We start from the raw sequence: 17,970 nt of genomic DNA on the forward strand, positions 1-17,970 counted from the left end.
CGAAGATGATGTTGGCCTCCGGGTGCGCGACCTCCTGCACCAGGCGGGCTGCCTCGTTGATCTCGAACAGGCCGAGGTCCGAGCCGCCCTGGATCGAGAGCAGGACGCCGTAGGCGCCGTCGATCGAGGCCTCGAGCAGGGGCGAGGCGATCGCCAGCTCCGCGGCCTTGACGGCGCGGTCCTCGCCCTGCGCGTGGCCGATGCCCATGAGCGCCGAGCCGGCGCCCTGCATGACGGACTTGACGTCCGCGAAGTCGAGGTTGATCAGGCCCGGGGTGGTGATCAGGTCCGTGATGCCCTGCACGCCGGACAGGAGCACCTGGTCGGCCTGCCGGAACGCGTCCATCACGGAGACGTTGCGGTCCGAGATGGACAGCAGGCGGTCGTTGGGGATGACGATCAGCGTGTCGACCTCGTCGCGCAGGGCGTCGATGCCCGCCTCGGCCGAGCCGGCGCGGCGGCGGCCCTCGAAGGTGAACGGGCGGGTGACGACACCGATGGTCAGGGCGCCGAGGGAGCGGGCGATGCGGGCCACGACGGGCGCGCCGCCGGTGCCGGTGCCGCCGCCCTCGCCCGCGGTCACGAACACCATGTCGGCGCCGCGCAGGACCTCCTCGATCTCCTCCGCGTGGTCCTCGGCGGCCTGCCGGCCGACCTCGGGGTTCGCGCCGGCGCCCAGGCCGCGGGTGAGCTCGCGGCCCACGTCCAGCTTCACGTCCGCGTCGGACATCAGGAGCGCCTGGGCATCCGTGTTGATGGCGATGAACTCCACGCCACGGAGCCCCACCTCGATCATGCGGTTGACGGCGTTGACGCCGCCGCCGCCGATGCCGACGACCTTGATGACGGCCAGGTAGTTCTGGGGTGCAGCCACGGTGTCCATTCCCTTGTTCGACGATGCTCGCTGTGCCGCGCGCGACCCGCGGGACGAGGGTCCCTGCGGAGCCGGTCCACGCCTCCGGTCTCAAGGCGTGCTTGAAGGAGGTCACGCGCGCGCGTTCGGTCCCACCGTACTGCCCGCAGGCGGCGCGGCGCAAAGGAATCGGCATGACGGCGCGCCGCAGCGTCGCCGTGGTTCGACCCTCACGCGAAGGTCGAAGCACGCCCCGCATCCGCCCCGGATCCTCCGGCCGCCCGCAGAAGTCTCACCTTCGACCTGAGGGTGACCCCGGGTCGACGGGGCGTGCCGGTCGTCAGCGCGTCAGCGGCCGCTCGGGGACGGAGACGTCCAGCTCGTCCACCCCGCGCACCGCGGTGCCGGACCCGTCCTCGGCGAGGAACGCCTCCACCACGGCGGCCTTGGCGGCCGGGCGGGACGCGTCGCCCCACACCAGCAGGGGACCGTCCTCGAGGGTGAGCTCCACCTGCTCGGGGGTCTGCGCGTCCACGCCCGTGACGCGCCCGGCCACCGCCGGGGGCAGGCCCGTGAGCACCGCGGCCGCGGCGGCCCGGACGTCCGGCCCGGCCGCCATCAGCCCGGGCGTCATGCGGGGCAGCGGGCCGGCCTGCCCCCTCGCCTGGTCGAGGGTCTCCTCCGCCACGCCGGTGAGGACGGACCCGTCCGCCAAGAGCACCCCGTCGGCGACGTCGTCGGCCCGGGCAGCGGGGGCCAGCTCGTCCACCCGGACCTCGACGCCGGTCGGCGGCAGCGCCACGGAGGTCACCTCGCGGACGCCGGGCGTGCCCTCCAACAGCTCCCGGGCGTCGTCCGAGCCGACGCGGGGCAGGGGCGTGCCCCTCAGCGCCTCCAGCCGGGAGCGCACCTGGTCGCGGTCCACGAGGGACGTGCCGGTCACCTCGATCCGGTCCACGGCCAGCAGCGGTGAGACGAACACGGCCCAGGCCGCCGCGGCCGCCACGAGCAGGGCCGCCAGGACGGCGGTGAGCCGCCGCACCCGCCGCTGACGGGCGCTGAGCCCGGGGAAGGCCACGACCGTGCTGCCGGCCGGCCCCGTCCCCGCCCCGGAGGCGCGGCGGGGGGCGGCGGGGGCGGGACCGCGTCGCCGGCTCACGCCGAGGCGGCGGAGGGGGCCTCCGCCAGGCGCGCGACGAGGTCGGTCCCGAGGGCGGTGACGTCGCCGGCGCCCATCGTGAGCACGACGTCCCCGGACTCCGCGCCGTCGGCGAGCTCGCGCACGGCCGCGGCGCGGTCCTCGGCGACCGCACGGTCCGCGGGGTCCGCCGTGGTGAGCCGCGAGGCGATCAGACCGGCGTCGACCCCGGGCATCGGCTCCTCGCGGGCGGGGTACACGGGCAGCACCCGCACGCGGTCCGCACCGGAGAGGGTCTGCGCGAACTCCGCGGCGAAGTCGCGCGTGCGGGAGAACAGGTGCGGCTGGAAGAGGACGTGCACCCGGTGCTCGCCGGCCACGGCCCGCGCCGCGGACACGGCGGCCGCCACCTCGGTGGGGTGGTGGGCGTAGTCGTCGAAGACCCGCACGCCGCGGCCCGCGCCGCGGAACTCGAAGCGCCGGGCGGTCCCGCGGAACGCCTCGAGGCCGCGCACGACGTCCTCGAACGGCATCCCGGCGCGCACGGCGGCCAGGGCCACGGCGGCGGCGTTGAGCGCGTTGTGCCGCCCGGGCACCTGCAGGCGCACCGTGAGGGAGGCCCCGTCCGCCAGGGTGAACCGGGCCCGCTGGCCGACGCCGGACTCGCCCGGCTCGACCTCGAGGTCGGAGACCAGCAGATCCGGGACGACGCCGTCGCGCTCACCCGTGCCGTACGTGAGCACCGCGGCGCGGGCGTGCTCCCGGGCCCACGCGGCCAGGCCTGCGGCGCCATCGTCGTCGAGGCAGGCGACGAGCGCTCCCCCGTCCTCGGCGGACGGGAGCTGTCCGGCGAAGGTGCGGAACACCTCGTGGACCGCCTCCTCGGTGCCGTAGTGGTCCAGGTGGTCGGCCTCGACCGTGGTGACCACAGCGACCGTCGTGGGGTAGTTCACCAGGGTGCCGTCGGACTCGTCCGCCTCGGCCACGAACCACTCCCCCGCGCCGTGGGCGGCGTTGGTGCCCAGGCCCGCGACGGCCGCGCCGACCGCGAAGGTCGGATCCCAGCCGGCCTCGGTGAACGCCATGGCGGCCATCGAGGAGGTGGTCGTCTTGCCGTGCGTGCCGGCCACGGCGAGCACACGGTGCCCGCGCATCGCCAGGGCCAGGCCCTCGGAGCGGTGCATCATGCGCAGCCCGCGCGCGGCCGCGGCGTCGTACTCGGGGTTGCCGGGGCCGGCGATCGAGGAGGCGATGACGCACGTGACGTCCTCGCCGACGTTCTCCGCGGCGTAGCCCACGGCGATGCGCGCCCCGCCCTCGGCGAGGTCGTGCATCACGGGCAGGTCCTTGGCGTCCGTCCCGGAGACCGGCACGCCCTGGTCCTGCAGGATCCGGGCGACGCCGGAGACCCCCACGCCGCCGATCCCGAGGAAGTGGACGCGGCCCAGATCGTGCACGGAGTCCCGTGCGGCGGTGTCCTCGGTGGTCATCGGCGTGCTCCTTCCCAGGCCGCCCCGTGCACGAGGTCGGCCATCCTCTCGTCTGCGTCGCGCACGCCCAGGCGCGCGGCGGCCTCGCCCATGGCGCGCAGGCGCCGCAGGTCCGCGGCCAGGGGGACCAGCTCGCGCCGGACCCAGTCGGCCCGGAACGCCTCGTCCCGCACCAGCAGGGCGCCGCCGGCGTCCACCGTCGGACGCGCGTTGAGCGCCTGCTCCCCGTTGCCCACCGGCAGGGGGACGAACACGGCGGGCAGGCCCACGGCCGCCACCTCGCACACCGTGCCCGCACCGGAGCGGGCCACGAGGAGGTCGGCCGCGGCGTACGCCTGCTCCATCCCGTCCAGGTACTCTCGCTGGACGTAGCCGGGGCGGCGCAGCGGTGCGCCCGCGGCGTCCAGCACGGCCTTGCCCCGGCCGGTCAGGTGCAGCACCTGCAGCCCGGCCCCGAGCAGGTCGTCGAGGGACTCCTCCACCGTGCGGTTCACGTTCAGGGCACCGGAGCTGCCGCCGGTGACCACCACCGTGGTCCGGTCCGGGTCCAGCCCGAGGGCGGCGCGGGCGGCCGGACGCGCGGCCGCGCGGTCCAGGCCGGAGATCTCGGGGCGCATGGGCATGCCGACCCATCGCGCGCCGCGCAGGCGCGTCTCCGGCAGGGCCGTGCCGACGGCCGCCGCCCGCAGGGCGCCCACGCGGTTCGCCAGACCCGGCTTCGCGTTGGCCTCGTGGACGACGACGGGCACGCCCGCCCGGAAGGCCGCCAGGTACAGCGGGGTGGACACGTACCCGCCGACGCCCACCAGCACGTCCGCCCGCCGCTCGGCGAGGATGCGGGAGCTGGCCGCCACGGCGCCGCGCAGGCGGCCGGGCAGGCGCAGCAGGTCGGCCGAGGGGCGGCGCGGCAGGGGGACGCGGTCCACGAGGTCCAGCTCGAAGCCGGCCTCGGGGACGAGGCGGGCCTCCATCCCGGAGGCGGTGCCCACCATGGTGCACACGGCCCCGGGCCCGGGACGCCGCTGCAGGGCGCGGGCGATCGCGAGCATGGGCGAGATGTGGCCGGCGGTGCCGCCGCCGGCGAGCACCACCCGCAGCGGACGGTCGGCGTCGGGGGTGGTGGTCATCGGGTCTCCTGCGGAAGGGCGGACGGGTCGGGGGCGGGCGCGTCGTGAGGGGCCCGCGCCCGCAGGGCCTCGCGCTCGTGCCGGGCGAACGCCAGGACGACGCCCACCCCCGCGAGGGCGAGCGTGAGCGCGGATCCACCATAGGAGATAAACGGCAGCGGCACGCCGATCACCGGCAGCAGCCCGGTGACCATGGCGATGTTCACGAACGCCTGTCCCACGAGCCACGCCATGATCCCCCACGTGGCCAGCCGGATGAACGGGGACGTGGTCTGGGACGCGAGCGTGTACATGCCGATGGCCAGACCCAGGAACGCGGTCAGCACCGCGAGGCTCCCCACCAGGCCCAGCTCCTCACCCAGGATGGTGAAGATGAAGTCGTTCTCCGCCTCGGGGATGTAGCTCCACTTCTGCCGCGACTGGCCGAGGCCCACCCCCCACCACCCGCCGGAGGCCAGCGCGTAGATGCCGTGGTCGGGCTGGAAGCAGGGGTCACCCGCGGTCTCGAGCCCCTCGCAGCCGAACAGCCAGGCCTGGACGCGGACGAAGCGGTTCTTCGCCATCAGGGCCATGGTGAGCGCCACCGTGGTCGCCAGCGCCGCGAAGGCGATGAAGACCTTGCGGTTGGTGCCGGCGATAAACAGGATGGTCGCCAGGATGCCGGTGAGGATGATCGCGGTGCCCAGGTCGCGGCCCAGCAGGACCAGGACCACCAGGATCAGGCCGAACGGGAGCACCGGGACCAGGGCGTGGTGGACGTGCCGGATCAGCCGGCCCTTGCGCTCGAGCACGGCGGCCGCCCACAGGGCCATGGCGAGCTTCGCGGCCTCGGAGGGCTGCATCGAGAAGCCGCCGATGCGCAGCCAGTTCGTGTTGCCGCCGACCTCCCTGCCCAGGGATGTGAACGCCACCAGGCTCAGGAGCAGGAAGGCCAGGCCGAACGCGGGCCACGCGAGCGCCTTGAGGACGTGCAGGGGCAGGCGGCGCAGGATCAGCAGCGCCACCACGCCGCCGGCCGCCCACATCGCCTGGCGGCGGAACAGGCCGTAGGAGCCCTCGGTGCTGCCGATCGCCTCCACGGAGGAGGACGAGAGGACCATCACGAGGCCCAGCACGGTCAGGACGGCGGTGCACAGCCCGATCAGCAGGGCGGCGAGGTCGAGGGCGCGGGGACCCTCCAGGAGGCGCCAGACGGCCCCCATGCGGCCGCCGCGGCGCGGCGCCTCCGCCGCACGGGGGCTGCGGTCGGCACGGGTCGCGGTGGCCGGCATGGCGGCTCCTCTCGGGAGGGGGTGGCGGGGGCGGCGGGGGTCAGGCCCCGGGGGCGCCGTCGACGTCCCAGCCGTGCTCCGCCATGAGGGCGGCGACGGCGTCGATGAACGCCTCCCCGCGGTGGGCGTAGGAGCGGAACTGGTCCATCGAGGCGGCGGCCGGCGCCATCAGCACGACGTCCCCGGGGCGGGCGAGCCCGTCCGCGGTGCGGACCGCCTCGGACATGACGGCCGGGCCGTCCGGGGAGCCGGAGCCCTCGGCGTCGGCGAGCGGGGCGTGCACCGGCACGTCCGGCGCATGGGCCGCCAGCGCCCGGCGCAGCGCGGAGGAGTCCGTGCCGAGCAGGACCACGGCGCGCAGCCGGTGCGCGTGGGCGGCCACGAGCTCCTCGTAGGTCACGCCCTTGGGCAGGCCGCCGGCGAGCCAGACGATCGAGGAGAACGCCGCCAGCGAGGCGTCCGCCGCGTGCGGGTTGGTGGCCTTGGAGTCGTTGACCCACATGACGTCCCGGGACGTGGCCACGAGCTGGATGCGGTGCTCGCCGCGGTCGTAGGAGCGCAGGCCCTCGGCCACGGCCTCCGGGGAGACGCCCACGGCGCGGGTCAGAGCGGCCGCCGCGGCGGCGTTGGCCACGGTGTGCCGCGGGGCGACGGGCCCGAGGTCGGTGCGCTCGGCGAGGGCGATCGCCTCGTGCCGCCGGTTCTCCAGGAACGCGCGGTCCACCAGGATCCCGTCCACCAGGCCCACGTCCGAGACGGCGGGGCTGTCCGTGGTGAAGCCGATCGCCCGGCACCCCTCCTGCACGTCCGCGCGCTCCACGAGCGTGCGGGTGAGCTCGTCCGCCCGGTTGTAGACGCACGCCACGGCGGTGTTCTCGTACACCTTGCCCTTGGCGGCGGCGTACTCCTCCATGGAGCCGTGCCAGTCCACGTGGTCCTCGGCCAGGTTCAGCACGGCCGAGGAGGCGGGCTCGAGGTGGTGCGTCCAGTGCAGCTGGAAGCTGGAGAGCTCCAGGGCGAGGGTGTCGAAGCCCTCGGGGTCCCGCACGGCGTCCAGCACCGGGGTGCCGACGTTGCCGCACGCGAGGGCGCGACGGCCGTCGGCGCGCAGGATGGCCTCGACCATGGTCACGGTGGTGGTCTTGCCGTTGGTGCCCGTCAGGCACACCCACTCGGCGGTGGGCCGACCGGCGCGCTCGCGCACGCGCCAGGCGAGCTCCACGTCCGACCAGATGGGCAGGCCCGCGGCGTGGGCGGCCATGAGCAGCGGCTGGTCCGGCCGCCAGCCGGGCGAGGTCACCACGAGGTCGGCGGGCTCCCCCGCGACCTCGGGCAGGGAGCGGGTGGCCTCGTCGGAGAGCAGGACGTCCGCCACGCCGACGATGCGCAGGGTGTCGGCCTTCGCGCGGTTCTCCGGGGTGTCGGCCCCGTCCACCACGACGACGACGGCGCCCAGCTCGGCGAGGGTGTCGGCGGCGGAGAAGCCGCTCACGCCCAGGCCGGTGACGACGACGCGCAGGCCGCGCCAGCCGGCGTCGTCCCACGAGGACAGGCCCCGGGTGCGGTCGGTGTCCGCGATCGGACGGGTCACGGGGACGGGTGCGCCGGTCACGGGGTCACCCCCGCCAGGCCGCCCTGGTGCAGCAGCCACTCGCCGTAGAACAGGGCCAGGCCCGCGGCCACGCAGATCAGGGAGATCAGCCAGAACCGGACCACGACGGTGATCTCGGCCCAGCCCTTGAGCTCGAAGTGGTGCTGCAGCGGGGCCATGAGGAACACGCGCTTGCCGCCGGAGGCCTTGAACCACCCCACCTGGATGATCACGGAGAGGGTGATGGCCACCATGAGGCCGGCGAGGACAATCACCAGCATCTCGGTGCGGGTGAGGATCGCCAGGCCGGCCAGGGCGCCGCCCAGGCCGAGCGAGCCGGTGTCCCCCATGAAGATCTTCGCCGGGGAGGTGTTCCACCAGAGGAAGCCGAGCAGCGCGCCCGTGAGCACCGCCGCGAGCAGGCCGAGGTCCATGGGGTCGCGGACCTCGTAGCAGCCGGGCACGGCGCCGCCGGTGCAGTCCTGGCCCGCCTGGAACAGGGTGATCAGCACGTAGGCGCCGGTGACCATGGCGGTCGCGCCGGTGGCCAGCCCGTCCAGGCCGTCGGTGAGGTTCACCGCGTTGGTGGTGGCCGTGGTGATCACGTTGGACCAGACCACGAAGAGGACGGCGCCGAGCAGCGGGCCCGCGAAGGCGAGCTCGAGCCACGGGAGGTCGCGGACGAAGGAGACCGCGGTGGAGGCGGGGGTGCGCCCGTGCTCGTCGCGGAACCTCAGCGCGAGCACGGCGAAGGCCGTGCCGATCGCCGCCTGGAGCACGATCTTGCCCATCGGGGTCAGACCGAGGGAGCGCTGCTTGGCGATCTTCGTGTAGTCGTCGATCCAGCCGACGAACGCCATGCCCACCGTCAGCAGCAGGACCAGCCAGCCCGACGCCGTCGGGCCGGCGAGCTCGCTGCCCAGCAGGGCCAGCACGAGGTGCGTGAGGAGGTAGCCGGCCACGAGAGCGGTGATGATGACGAACCCGCCCATGGTGGGCGTGCCGCGCTTGGACTTGTGCGTCTGGGGGCCGTCGTCGCGCACCTGCTGGCCGTAGCCCTGCTTGACGAGGTAGCGGATGAACAGCGGGGTGCCCAGGCCGGTCAGGACCAGGCCGAGCACGCCGCCGATGAGCAGGCCGATCACGGTCGCGTCTCCTTCGCGGGGTCGGACGGGGAGGTGAGGTCGTCGGCCGTCGCCAGCCGCTCGCCGAGGGCGGCGAGCCCGACCCCGTTGGAGGACTTCACGAGGACGATGTCGCCGGCGGCCAGGCGGCCGGCGAGGAACTCCTCGGCCTGCGCCGCGTCGTCGACGAAGTGGGCCTCGTCGCCCCAGCTGCCCTCGTTGACCGCACCGACGTACAGCGGTCGGGCGCCCGCGCCCACCACGAGCAGCTGGGAGATGTTCAGGCGCACCACGGACTCGCCCACGAGCGTGTGCTCGCGGACCCGGGCGTCGCCGAGCTCGAGCATCTCCCCCAGCACGGCCCACGTGCGCCGGCCCGAGGACCGGCCGAGCGTGGCCAGGGTCCGCAGCGCGGCGCGCATGGACTCGGGGTTCGCGTTGTACGCGTCGTTGATGATGCTCACGCCGTCGGCGCGGTCGGTGCGCTCCATGCGGTGGCGGCTGGTCGGGCCGAGCCCGTCGAGCGCGGCGGCGATCTCGGCGGGGTCCATGCCCGCCGCGTGGGCCGCCGCGGCGGCCGCCAGGACGTTGTGGACGTGGTGGACGCCCGTGAGGCCGGAGACCACGCGGTGCCGCGGGGCGTCCAGGTCGGCGCCGATCTGCAGGTCCAGGACCGGGTGCTCCTCGGCGTCGGCGGCCAGGTCGCGCGCCAGCACGAGGGCGGCGGCGCGGCCGTCGGCGACGTCGGCGGCCGCCTCGACCGCCGTCGCCTCGTCCGCGGAGAACCACGTGACGGGGGCCTGGGTGCGCTCGGCCATGGCCGCCACGCGGGGGTCGTCGCGGTTGAGCACGGCGACGCCGTCCGGGCCCAGGGCCTCGACCAGCTCGCCCTTGGTGCGGGCGATGTTCTCCACGCCCCCGAAGCTGCCGGCGTGGGCGGTGCCGACCATCAGCACGACGCCGATGTCCGGCGTCGCGATGTCGCACAGGTACTCGATGTTGCCCACGTGGTCCGCGCCCATCTCGACCACCAGGTACCGGGTCTCCAGCGAGGCCCGGAAGATCGTCAGCGGGACGCCGACCTCCCCGTTGTAGGAGCCGACCGGGGCCACGGTGTCCCCGCGCGTGGCCAGCAGGGCGGCCAGCAGGTCCTTCGTGGTGGTCTTGCCGGCCGAGCCGGTGATCCCCACGACCGTGGTGGGCGAGTGCTCGCGCACGCGGCGCACGACCTCGCGGGCCAGGGCGCCCATGGCCAGGACGGCGTCCTCGACCACGACCGCCGGATGCTCCGCCCCGTCGGGCCCGTGGGTCACGCGCTCGGCCAGCACGGCCGCCGCGCCCGCGGCCAGCGCCGCGTCGATGAAGTCGTGGCCGTCCGCGCGCTCGCCGGGCTTGGCCACGTACAGGGTCCCCTCCCCCGCGACCTCCCGGGAGTCCGGGGTGACGTGGGTCAGGACGGTCTGCGGGTCGAGCGTCGCGGAGAGCGTGCCGGAGACGGCCTCGGCGACCTGGGAAGCGGTGAGAGCGATCATGACCCGACGACCTTACCCCCGTCGGCGCCGCCCGACCCGGACCGGTCCGCGGCCGCGTCGGCCAGGGCGGCGCGGAGCGCCACGCGGTCGTCCAGGGGCACGGGCGTGCCGTCGTAGTCCATCTCCGTCTCGTGTCCGCGGCCGGCCACGAGGATCCCGTCCTCGGGCCGCGCCAGCTCCACGGCCCGGCGGATGGCGGCCGCCCGGTCGTCGAACTCCTCCACCACGACGTGCCGCCCCGACTCGGCCGCGCGGATCGCCTCAGCGCGGGCGCCCTCGAGGACCTGGGCCCGGATGGGGGCGGGGTCCTCCGAGTGCAGCGTGTCGTCCGTGACGATCACCACGTCGGCGTGCTCGGCGGCGATCCGTCCCATGACGGGGCGCTTGGCGGCGTCGCGGTCCCCCGCGGCGCCGATCACGATCAGGGTGCGCCCGGTCCGGCCCGCCGCGGCGCGCGCCTCGGCGAGGGAGCGCAGGGCCTGGACCATGCCGTCGGGGTTGTGGGCGAAGTCGACGACGGCGTCCGGCTCGCGCCCGACCACCTCCATGCGGCCCGGCACGGCCGCCGCCAGCGGTCCCTCCCCGGCGGGCACGTCGAGGAGGGCGGCCAGCTCGTCGCGGCGCTCCTCCCCCACGGCCGCGAGGACGAGCAGGACCGCCAGTGCGGCGTTGGCCACGTTGAAGCGGCCGGGCAGCCCCACCGACGCGCGGAGGGTGTCCCCGGTGGCGGAGTGCGTGAGGGTGAACCGGTGGCCGAGGCCGTCCGGCACCAGCTCGGTGACGGTCCAGTCCGGCCGCACGTCCGGGTGCTCCCGCTCGAGGGCGCCCGGGTGCGGGGCCGCCGGTCCCAGGGCGAGCGTGGTGACCGGGGCCTGCGCCCGACGGGCGGCCTCGACGCCCCAGCGGGGCCCCTCGCCGCCGTCGAGGGTGATCACGGCGCGGGCGCAGCGCTCGGCGTCGAACAGACCCAGCTTGGCCTCGAGGTACGCGTCCATGGACCCGTGCAGGTCCAGGTGGTCCTGGGTGAGGTTGGTGAAGCCGGCCGCGGCGTAGCGCAGGCCGGCGATGCGCCGGTACTCCACCGCGTGCGAGGAGACCTCCATGACGGCCGTGTCCACGCCCTCCTCCCGCATGAGCGCCATGAGGGCGTGCAGCTGCGTGGACTCCGGGGTGGTCAGCGTCGAGGGCACCTCCCGCTTGCCGGCGCGGGTGAGGATCGTGCCGATGATCCCCGAGCGCCCGCCGAGGGCCTCCACGATCGAGGCCGCCAGGAAGCTCGTGGTGGTCTTGCCGTTGGTGCCGGTCACGCCGAGCAGCGCGGGGCCGGCGTCGCCCTCGCCCCCGTAGACGCGGGCGGCGGCCACGCCGGCCGCGGCGCGCACGGACTCGACCTCGAGCACGGGGACGTCCCCCAGGCCCAGCTCGGCCAGGATCCGCACGCCCCCGGCGTCGGTGAGCACCCCCGCGGCGCCCGCGTCCACCGCGGCGCGGGCGAAGGACGCCCCGTGCGCCCGGGCGCCCGGCAGCGCCACGTACAGGTCGCCCCCGCGGACCACCCGGGAGTCCAGCGCGGCGCCCGTCACCGCCCGGAGCGGCTCCCCACCCCGAAGGCGCGCGGGCTGCCCCGCCTGCTCGAGGGCCTCGGCGACGGCGGACCACTCGACGGGCCGCACGGCGGACGGACGGAAGGCGAGGTCCTGCTCGGCGGGGGACAGCGTCCCGCTCGGGTCGGCGGTGTGCGGCATGGTCTCCTCCTGGGGAGCGGATGGGGTCGGTGCGGGCGCGGAGCGGCTCACCACGGGCGATCCTGCGGCTCGTCCACGAACACGTGGTAGTCCTGGGGCTCGTCGCCGGTGGCGGGCACGCCCGCCTGGCCGAGCAGCTGGGCCATGATGCGCGAGGCCGCGGTCGCCACGACGGCGGAGCTGCCGCCCGAGGTCGGGCGGTTCATGGAGACGGAGACGACGAACCGCGGATCGTCGAGCGGGGCCACGGCGGTGAAGCCGTAGTTGAAGCCGTCGTAGGTGCCCGTGCGGCCGGCCACCTGCGCCGTGGAGGACTTGCCGCCCACCCGGTACCCGGGGATCGCTGCCGTCGCGCTCGTGCCCTGGGTCACCACCGTCTCCATCATCCGCAGCATCTGGCGGGAGGTGTCCTCGGAGACGACCCGGCGGGGCTCGGCCGGAGCGGGCCAGCGGTGCTCGGCGCCGTCGGCGTCCACCGTGGAGTGGATGAGACGGGCGGGCTCCAGCACGCCGCCGTTGGCCAGGGCCTGGAACTGCTGCGCCGTGTGCACCGTGGTCACGGTGTAGCCCTGGCCGAACGAGTTCACGAGCCGCTGGCGGCCGTCCCAGTCCTCGGGCGCCCGCAGCACGCTGGTGGCCGGGTAGGGCAGGCCGAGCTCGATGGGGGCGCCGATGCCGAAGGCGCGCATGTACTCGTACCGCTGCTCGTCCGACATCGTCGCGGCGACCTGCACGGTGCCCGTGTTGTAGGAGCGCGCGAAGATCCCCGCCAGGGTCATCTCGAAGGTCGGGTGGCGGGAGGCGTCCCGGATCGGCGGCTGACCGGGGAACTCCAGCCGGTCCGGGACCTCGAAGCCGGAGTGCGCGGTCAGGTCCGTGGCGTCGATCGCAGCGGCCATCGTCACGGCCTTGCCGGTGGAGCCGGGCTCGTAGGGGGTGCGCACCACCGTGGCGGTGCGGAACTCCGCGGGGGTGGCCCCGGGGTCGCCGGGGTCCACGGTGGTGGAGTCCGCCAGCACGAGCAGCTCCCCGGTGCGCACGTCCATCACGACGGCGTTGGCCCACTCCGCGTCGTGCTTCTCGGCGAGGGCGGCCACCGTCTCCTGGGCGTACCACTGCGCGTCCTTGTCCAGGGTCAGCCGCAGGTCGGCGCCGTCCACGGCGGGGGTGACCTCCTGCTCGGCGTGCGGGATGCGGATGCCGTCGGCGCCCACCTCGAAGCGCCGCTCCCCCGGGGTGCCGGAGAGGACGGCGTCCTGGCTCTTCTCGAGGCCCTCGAGCGGCACGCCGTCCCGGCCCATGAAGCCGAGGACGCCGCCGGCCACGGCGCCGTTGGGGTAGGTGCGCCGGTCCACGGCCTCGGCCAGCACGCCGGGGAGGTTCAGGGCCATGACGCGATCCCGGACCTCGGGGGTCACCGAGGCCTTCACCACCGAGTAGGGGCTCGTGCCGAGGGTCCGCGCGCGGACCTCCTCCTCCGGCATGTCGAGCACGTCCGCGAGGGTGGTCAGGCGGGACTCGACGTCCACGAGCACCTGCTCCCGGCGCTCGACGTCCCACTCCTTGAAGTCCTTGACGATCCGCTGGTCGGCGACGATGTCGTACCGCCGGACGCTCTCGGCCAGCACGTCCCCGTCGCGGTCCGTGATGGCCCCGCGCTCGGGGCGGATCTGCTGCGTGGTCAGCCGCTCGTCCATGGCCGCGGCCGCCTGGCCGGTCGGGTCCACCCCCTGCACCCACACGAGGCGCACGCCGAGGAGCAGCAGCAGGGCCATGAGCGCGAGCATGGCGAGGCGGCTGCGCAGGCCGAGGTCGCCGGGGGCGGGGACGGTGGTCGAGCCCCGCGTGTCGAGACGGGACATCAGTGCTCGTCGGACCCGTCGGCAGGGGCGGCGGGGCTCGGCGCGGGGACGACCCCCTCGGCCGACGGGTCGACGCTCTCGCCGGCCGACGCCGCCGCCGAGGCGGCCGCGGCCTCCTGCGGGGTCAGGGTGCGGGGCCCGGCGATCTCGGCCTGCGCGTCCGCCGAGGCGGCCAGGCCCTGACGGGCCTCGTCGGCGTCCGCTGGCGGCCCGACGTGCCCGGTGACCAGGCCGGGGGCCTCCCGACGCGCGGCGGCCGGGGAGACCTCCCCGGAGGCCGCGTCCACGGTCCCGGCTCCGGCCGCGGGGACCATGCCGAGGGCGTCGGCGCGGGCGGCGAGGTTCTGCGGCGCGTCCAGGTACCCGACCTGCTCCGCGAGGCGCTCGTTGGCCTCGGTGACCTCCACCTGGCGGTCCCGCAGGTCGATCAGCCCGTACTGGCGGTTGGACATGGTGATGTTCATGACGAGCACGAGGGCCAGCGCCACCAGCAGGACGACGGCGCAGAGCACGGCCACCCCGGAGCCGGAGCGCGGCAGCGGGGCGGGGACCACGGAGAGCGGGGTCCGGGGGGCGGCGGTCCGCCCGGTCTCGGCCCCGGCGTGCGGCCAGGCCCCCTGCGGGCCGTCCATCCGCGCCTGTGCGCTCATCCTGGTCTCCTCGTACGCCGTCATTCCGAAGTCCTCGACGCCTTGATCTTCTCAACCGCACGCACCTTCGCGGAGGAGGCGCGGCGGTTCTCCTCGATCTCGTCCTCAGTGGGCCGCTCCGTGCCCCGCGTGAGGACCTTCACGACGGGGCGGTGCTCCGGCAGCTCCACCGGGAACCCGGGCGGCGCGGTGGACGCGGCCCAGGACTGCAGGTGGCGCTTGGCGATCCGGTCCTCGAGGGAGTGGTAGCTCATCACCACGAGGCGTCCGCCGACCGCGAGCGCCTCGAGGACGGCCGGGACGGCCCGGTCGAGGATGTCGAGCTCCTCGTTGACCGCGATCCGGAGGGCCTGGAAGGTCCGCTTGGCGGGGTGTCCGCCCGTGGCGCCCGCGGACACGGGCACCGCGCCGCGGATGACCTCCACGAGGCGTCCGGTGGTGAGGATCGGCTCCTCCTCGCGGGCCCGCACCACCGCGCGGGCGATGGGGCCGGCGAACCGGTCCTCGCCGTCGCGGCGGATGATGCGCCGCAGATCGGCCTCGTCCAGCTCGGCCACCAGGTCGGCGGCCGTCCGGCCGGCGGTGGTGTCCATGCGCATGTCCAGCGGCGCGTCGTAGGAGTAGGCGAAGCCCCGCTCCCGCGCGTCGAGCTGGTAGGAGGACACGCCGAGGTCGTAGAGGGCGGCGTCCACACGCTCCACGCCGGCGGCGGCGAGCGCCTCCGGCACCTCGTCGTAGGTGCCGTGGAACGGGACGAGGCGCTCGGCGAGGGGGCCCAGCCGCTCGGCGGCCATGGCGAGGGCGGCGGGGTCGCGGTCGATCCCCACGACGCGCAGCTCCGGGAAGCGGGTGAGCAGGGCCTCGGTGTGCCCGCCCATGCCCAGGGTGCCGTCCAGCGCCACGGGGGCGCGGCCGGCGTCGAGCGCGGCCTGGACGCCGGGGGCGAGCAGGTCGACCACGCGGTCCCGCATGACGGGCACGTGGCGGTCCTCGGGGCGCTGTCGGTGCGTGTCCACGGTCCGACCTCCCTGCTCGCGTTCGTGGTGGTGCCGCCATCGGGGCGGGATCCCCCTCCGCCGCCGTCGTGCCTGGCCCGGGGGAAGTCGGGTCAGGTGCGCCGGCACCGGCTGGAGGTCTCGCTCGGTGGTGGTCAGAGGATGCCGCCCAGGACGTCCTCGTCGGTCTCGGAGAAGGCCGCCTCCTGCGCGGCCAGGTACTCGGTCCAGGCCGCGGTGTCCCAGATCTCCGCACGGCTGCCCGCGCCGATCACCGTGACGTCCCGGTCCAGCCCCGCGTACTGCCGCAGCGGCGCGGGGACCGTGACGCGGCCCTGCTTGTCCGGGACCTCGTCCGAGGCCCCGGAGAGGAAGACGCGGATGTAGTCCCGCGCCTGCCGGGAGGAGAGCGGAGCCGCACGCAGCTGCTCGTGCACCCGGGCGAACTCGGCGGCGCTGAACACGTACACGCACCGCTCCTGCCCGCGGGTGAGCACCAGGCCCTCGGCGAGCTCCTCACGGAACTTCGCCGGCAGGATCAGCCGGTGCTTCTCGTCCAGCCGGGGGGTGTATGTGCCCAGGAACACCGTGCACCCCCCTGCTCGACGAGTGGCCCCACCCGACCAAGGTCGGGGCCCGCTCTCTTCTGCCCTCCACTTTACCCCACTTTCCCCCCCGCACCACCGGTCCGGGCGGATCTGCGGCGTGTTGTCGGGCCGCGTCCAGGCGACGCGGAGGCGGGCGACCCCGGCGCCCGCCGGGGGCCGGGCGCGGCACACGGCCGAGGCGCGCCCGGGTGGCGGGGGGCGGGGCGCCCGGTGGAGGACGGTGGAGGGCGAGGGCGACGAGGGCCCCCGTCCCGCGGGTGCGGGTCGGGGGCCCTGCCAGGCCGTCTCGGGGTCAGCCGCGCGGGCGGCCGCGGTCGTCCCAGTCGCGTTCGAGGCGCGCCATGAGGGAGGAGCCCCTCGTCCGGGACCGGTCGGCGTGGCCGGCGGACGGGGCGGCCGGCCGGGCGGCGTCGGCGTCCCCGCGGTGCGGCATGGTGGCCACGAGGATGCCCGCGCCGAGCAGGGCCGTGCCGAGGACGCCCACGAGGACCACCTGGGTGCTCACCCCCGCGAGCACCACGGCCAGGCCGACGACGGCCAGGACCGCGCCGAGGACGACGCGTCGCACGGACACGGCGGGGCGGCCGGAGTCGGCCAGCCGGGTGGCCAGGCGCGGGTCGTCGGCGTTCAGCTGGCGCTCGAGCTGCTCGAGGACGCGCTGCTCATGGTCCGAGAGGGGCACTCGGTCTCCTTCGATCCGGGGCGGGCCGGGCTCGCCCCCTGCGGACGGCGCGGTGGCGCGCCGGTGCGACCAGGGTAGTCGGCGCCCCCGCGGCGCGCCATGTCAGCGGGACCGCTCCGGGTCCTCGCGCGGGCGCGGCTCGAGCAGCGTCGCCGGACGCAGGGCCAGACCCGGGAAGCGGCGGGCGACGGCGTCCGCGGCCTCCTCCGCCCGGGACCAGCCTGCCTCCGCCGCGGGCCCCGCCCCGGCGTCCCCCTCCCCGGGCGCCGCGAACAGGGCCTCCTGCGCCTCCGCCCCCTCCCCGGAGGCCGCGAGACGCTCGGCGCGCACGCCCACGAGCCGCACCGGGTGGGGCCGCTCTCGCAGCAGGTCCGCCACCAGCGGGCCGGCGTGTTCGTGGAGGACGCGGCCGGCGGCCGAGGGCCGGGGCAGACGCCCCGTGCGGCTGCGCACCTGACGGGCGGGGTCCTTGACCCGCACCGTGACCGCATGGGCCTCGACCCCGGCGGCACGCAGCCGCGCGGCCACGTGCAGGCTCAGGCGCAGCACCTCCCGGTCCACCTCGGCCGGGTCGGTGGGGTCCACCTCGAAGGTGTGGTCCGCGCCGATGCTCTTCGCCTCCGCCCGCGGCGCCACCGGCCGGTCGTCCCGGCCCCAGGCCAGGGCGTGCCACTGCGGGCCCGCCGCGCCGAACCACCCGCGCAGCCGCTCGGGGTCCACGGCGGCGAGATCGCCGATCGTGGCCACCCCGCGGTCCCGCAGACGCCGGGCGGCCTGGGGTCCGACCCCCCACAGGTGGTCCACCGGGCGCGGGTGGAGGAACTCCAGGGTCCGCTCCGGCGGCACCACCAGCAGCCCGTCCGGCTTGGCGGCCGTCGAGGCCATCTTGGCCACGAACTTCACCCCGGCCGCCCCCACCGTGCACGGCAGGCCCAGCTCGGCGCGCACCCGCTCCCGGACGAGGCGCCCGATCCGCTCGGGCGGACCGAGCCGACGTCGGGCCCCCGCCACGTCCAGGAAGGCCTCGTCCACGCTGAGCTGCTCCCGGACCGCGGTCACCCGGTCGAAGAGGGCCATCACCTCGGCGGACACCTCCCGGTACAGGTGCTGGCGGGGCGGGACCACGACGAGGGGCGGGCAGAGGGCGCGTGCGTGCGCCAGGGGCATGGCCGAGCGCACCCCGTACGCGCGCGCGGCGTAGGAGGCGGAGAGCACCACGGAACGCCCGTGCGGGGCGGCCACGGCCGCGGGCGCCCCGACGAGCTGCGGCCGCTCCCGCAGCTCGACCGACAGGAAGAAGGC

General features: G+C 75.8%; 15 protein-coding genes. All 15 read right to left on the bottom strand.

Annotated features, from left to right (window positions below; all coding sequences use genetic code 11):
- The coding region (gene ftsZ / locus Q4D18_RS06580) for a cell division protein FtsZ (protein WP_303126708.1) at positions 1–874 on the bottom strand (874 nt) is incomplete at its 3' end.
- Between the two features lie 319 nt (positions 875–1,193).
- The gene (locus tag Q4D18_RS06585) at positions 1,194–1,931 is read right to left on the bottom strand and encodes a cell division protein FtsQ/DivIB (RefSeq protein WP_303126709.1); all 738 of its coding nucleotides are present in this window, start codon (positions 1,929–1,931) and stop codon (positions 1,194–1,196) included.
- Between the two features lie 77 nt (positions 1,932–2,008).
- Positions 2,009–3,481: a UDP-N-acetylmuramate--L-alanine ligase gene (gene murC, locus Q4D18_RS06590; protein WP_303126710.1), complete on the bottom strand. Its 1,473-nt coding sequence runs from the start codon at positions 3,479–3,481 to the stop codon at positions 2,009–2,011.
- Positions 3,478–4,608 carry an undecaprenyldiphospho-muramoylpentapeptide beta-N-acetylglucosaminyltransferase gene (gene murG / locus Q4D18_RS06595; RefSeq protein WP_303126711.1) on the bottom strand — a complete coding sequence of 377 codons (1,131 nt, stop codon included), beginning with the start codon at positions 4,606–4,608 and terminating at the stop codon, positions 3,478–3,480. The genes murC and murG overlap by 4 nt, the downstream gene beginning before the upstream one ends.
- Positions 4,605–5,879 (bottom strand): FtsW/RodA/SpoVE family cell cycle protein, encoded by a 1,275-nt coding sequence (locus Q4D18_RS06600; RefSeq protein WP_303126712.1) that lies wholly within the window; start codon positions 5,877–5,879, stop codon positions 4,605–4,607. The genes murG and Q4D18_RS06600 overlap by 4 nt, the downstream gene beginning before the upstream one ends.
- Positions 5,880–5,919: 40 nt before the next feature.
- Entirely contained in the window at positions 5,920–7,491 is a 1,572-nt protein-coding gene (gene murD / locus Q4D18_RS06605; protein ID WP_303126713.1) for a UDP-N-acetylmuramoyl-L-alanine--D-glutamate ligase, read from the bottom strand.
- On the bottom strand, positions 7,488–8,615 hold the full coding sequence (mraY, locus tag Q4D18_RS06610; RefSeq protein ID WP_303126714.1) for a phospho-N-acetylmuramoyl-pentapeptide-transferase: 1,128 nt from the start codon (positions 8,613–8,615) through the stop codon (positions 7,488–7,490). Before mraY ends, murD begins: the two co-directional genes overlap by 4 nt.
- Positions 8,612–10,126 (bottom strand): UDP-N-acetylmuramoyl-tripeptide--D-alanyl-D-alanine ligase, encoded by a 1,515-nt coding sequence (murF, locus tag Q4D18_RS06615; RefSeq protein WP_303126715.1) that lies wholly within the window; start codon positions 10,124–10,126, stop codon positions 8,612–8,614. Before murF ends, mraY begins: the two co-directional genes overlap by 4 nt.
- The gene (locus Q4D18_RS06620; protein WP_303126716.1) at positions 10,123–11,871 is read right to left on the bottom strand and encodes a Mur ligase family protein; all 1,749 of its coding nucleotides are present in this window, start codon (positions 11,869–11,871) and stop codon (positions 10,123–10,125) included. Before Q4D18_RS06620 ends, murF begins: the two co-directional genes overlap by 4 nt.
- Positions 11,872–11,918: 47 nt before the next feature.
- Complete coding sequence (locus Q4D18_RS06625) at positions 11,919–13,733, bottom strand: penicillin-binding protein 2 (protein ID WP_303126717.1); 1,815 nt, start codon at positions 13,731–13,733, stop codon at positions 11,919–11,921.
- Positions 13,733–14,383, bottom strand: a complete 651-nt coding sequence (locus Q4D18_RS06630; protein ID WP_303126718.1) for a hypothetical protein — start codon at positions 14,381–14,383, stop codon at positions 13,733–13,735. The genes Q4D18_RS06625 and Q4D18_RS06630 overlap by 1 nt, the downstream gene beginning before the upstream one ends.
- A 20-nt stretch (positions 14,384–14,403) precedes the next feature.
- A complete protein-coding gene (gene rsmH / locus Q4D18_RS06635; protein WP_303126719.1) occupies positions 14,404–15,399 on the bottom strand; it encodes a 16S rRNA (cytosine(1402)-N(4))-methyltransferase RsmH in 996 nt (331 codons plus the stop codon).
- Positions 15,400–15,533: 134 nt separating this feature from the next.
- A complete protein-coding gene (mraZ, locus tag Q4D18_RS06640; protein ID WP_135030378.1) occupies positions 15,534–15,965 on the bottom strand; it encodes a division/cell wall cluster transcriptional repressor MraZ in 432 nt (143 codons plus the stop codon).
- A gap of 313 nt (positions 15,966–16,278) precedes the next feature.
- Positions 16,279–16,668 (bottom strand): DUF3040 domain-containing protein, encoded by a 390-nt coding sequence (locus Q4D18_RS06645; protein WP_303126720.1) that lies wholly within the window; start codon positions 16,666–16,668, stop codon positions 16,279–16,281.
- Positions 16,669–16,770: 102 nt separating this feature from the next.
- Positions 16,771–17,970 (bottom strand): DNA polymerase IV (dinB, locus tag Q4D18_RS06650; RefSeq protein ID WP_303126721.1); only part of this gene is annotated, 1,200 nt, incomplete at its 5' end.

Origin of the sequence: Micrococcus sp., assembly GCF_030523875.1 — a bacterium.
Classification (GTDB): Bacteria; Actinomycetota; Actinomycetes; order Actinomycetales; family Micrococcaceae; genus Micrococcus.

What these genes read in the sequence shown, in the direction of transcription:
- Q4D18_RS06630 (WP_303126718.1), bottom strand. Translation starts at nt 14,383, where the DNA reads ATGAGCGCACAGGCGCGGATGGACGGCCCGCAGGGGGCCTGGCCGCAC.
- Q4D18_RS06600 (WP_303126712.1), bottom strand. Translation starts at nt 5,879, where the DNA reads ATGCCGGCCACCGCGACCCGTGCCGACCGCAGCCCCCGTGCGGCGGAG.
- murC (WP_303126710.1), bottom strand. Translation starts at nt 3,481, where the DNA reads ATGACCACCGAGGACACCGCCGCACGGGACTCCGTGCACGATCTGGGC.
- Q4D18_RS06625 (WP_303126717.1), bottom strand. Translation starts at nt 13,733, where the DNA reads ATGTCCCGTCTCGACACGCGGGGCTCGACCACCGTCCCCGCCCCCGGC.
- murF (WP_303126715.1), bottom strand. Translation starts at nt 10,126, where the DNA reads ATGATCGCTCTCACCGCTTCCCAGGTCGCCGAGGCCGTCTCCGGCACG.
- murG (WP_303126711.1), bottom strand. Translation starts at nt 4,608, where the DNA reads ATGACCACCACCCCCGACGCCGACCGTCCGCTGCGGGTGGTGCTCGCC.
- Q4D18_RS06620 (WP_303126716.1), bottom strand. Translation starts at nt 11,871, where the DNA reads ATGCCGCACACCGCCGACCCGAGCGGGACGCTGTCCCCCGCCGAGCAG.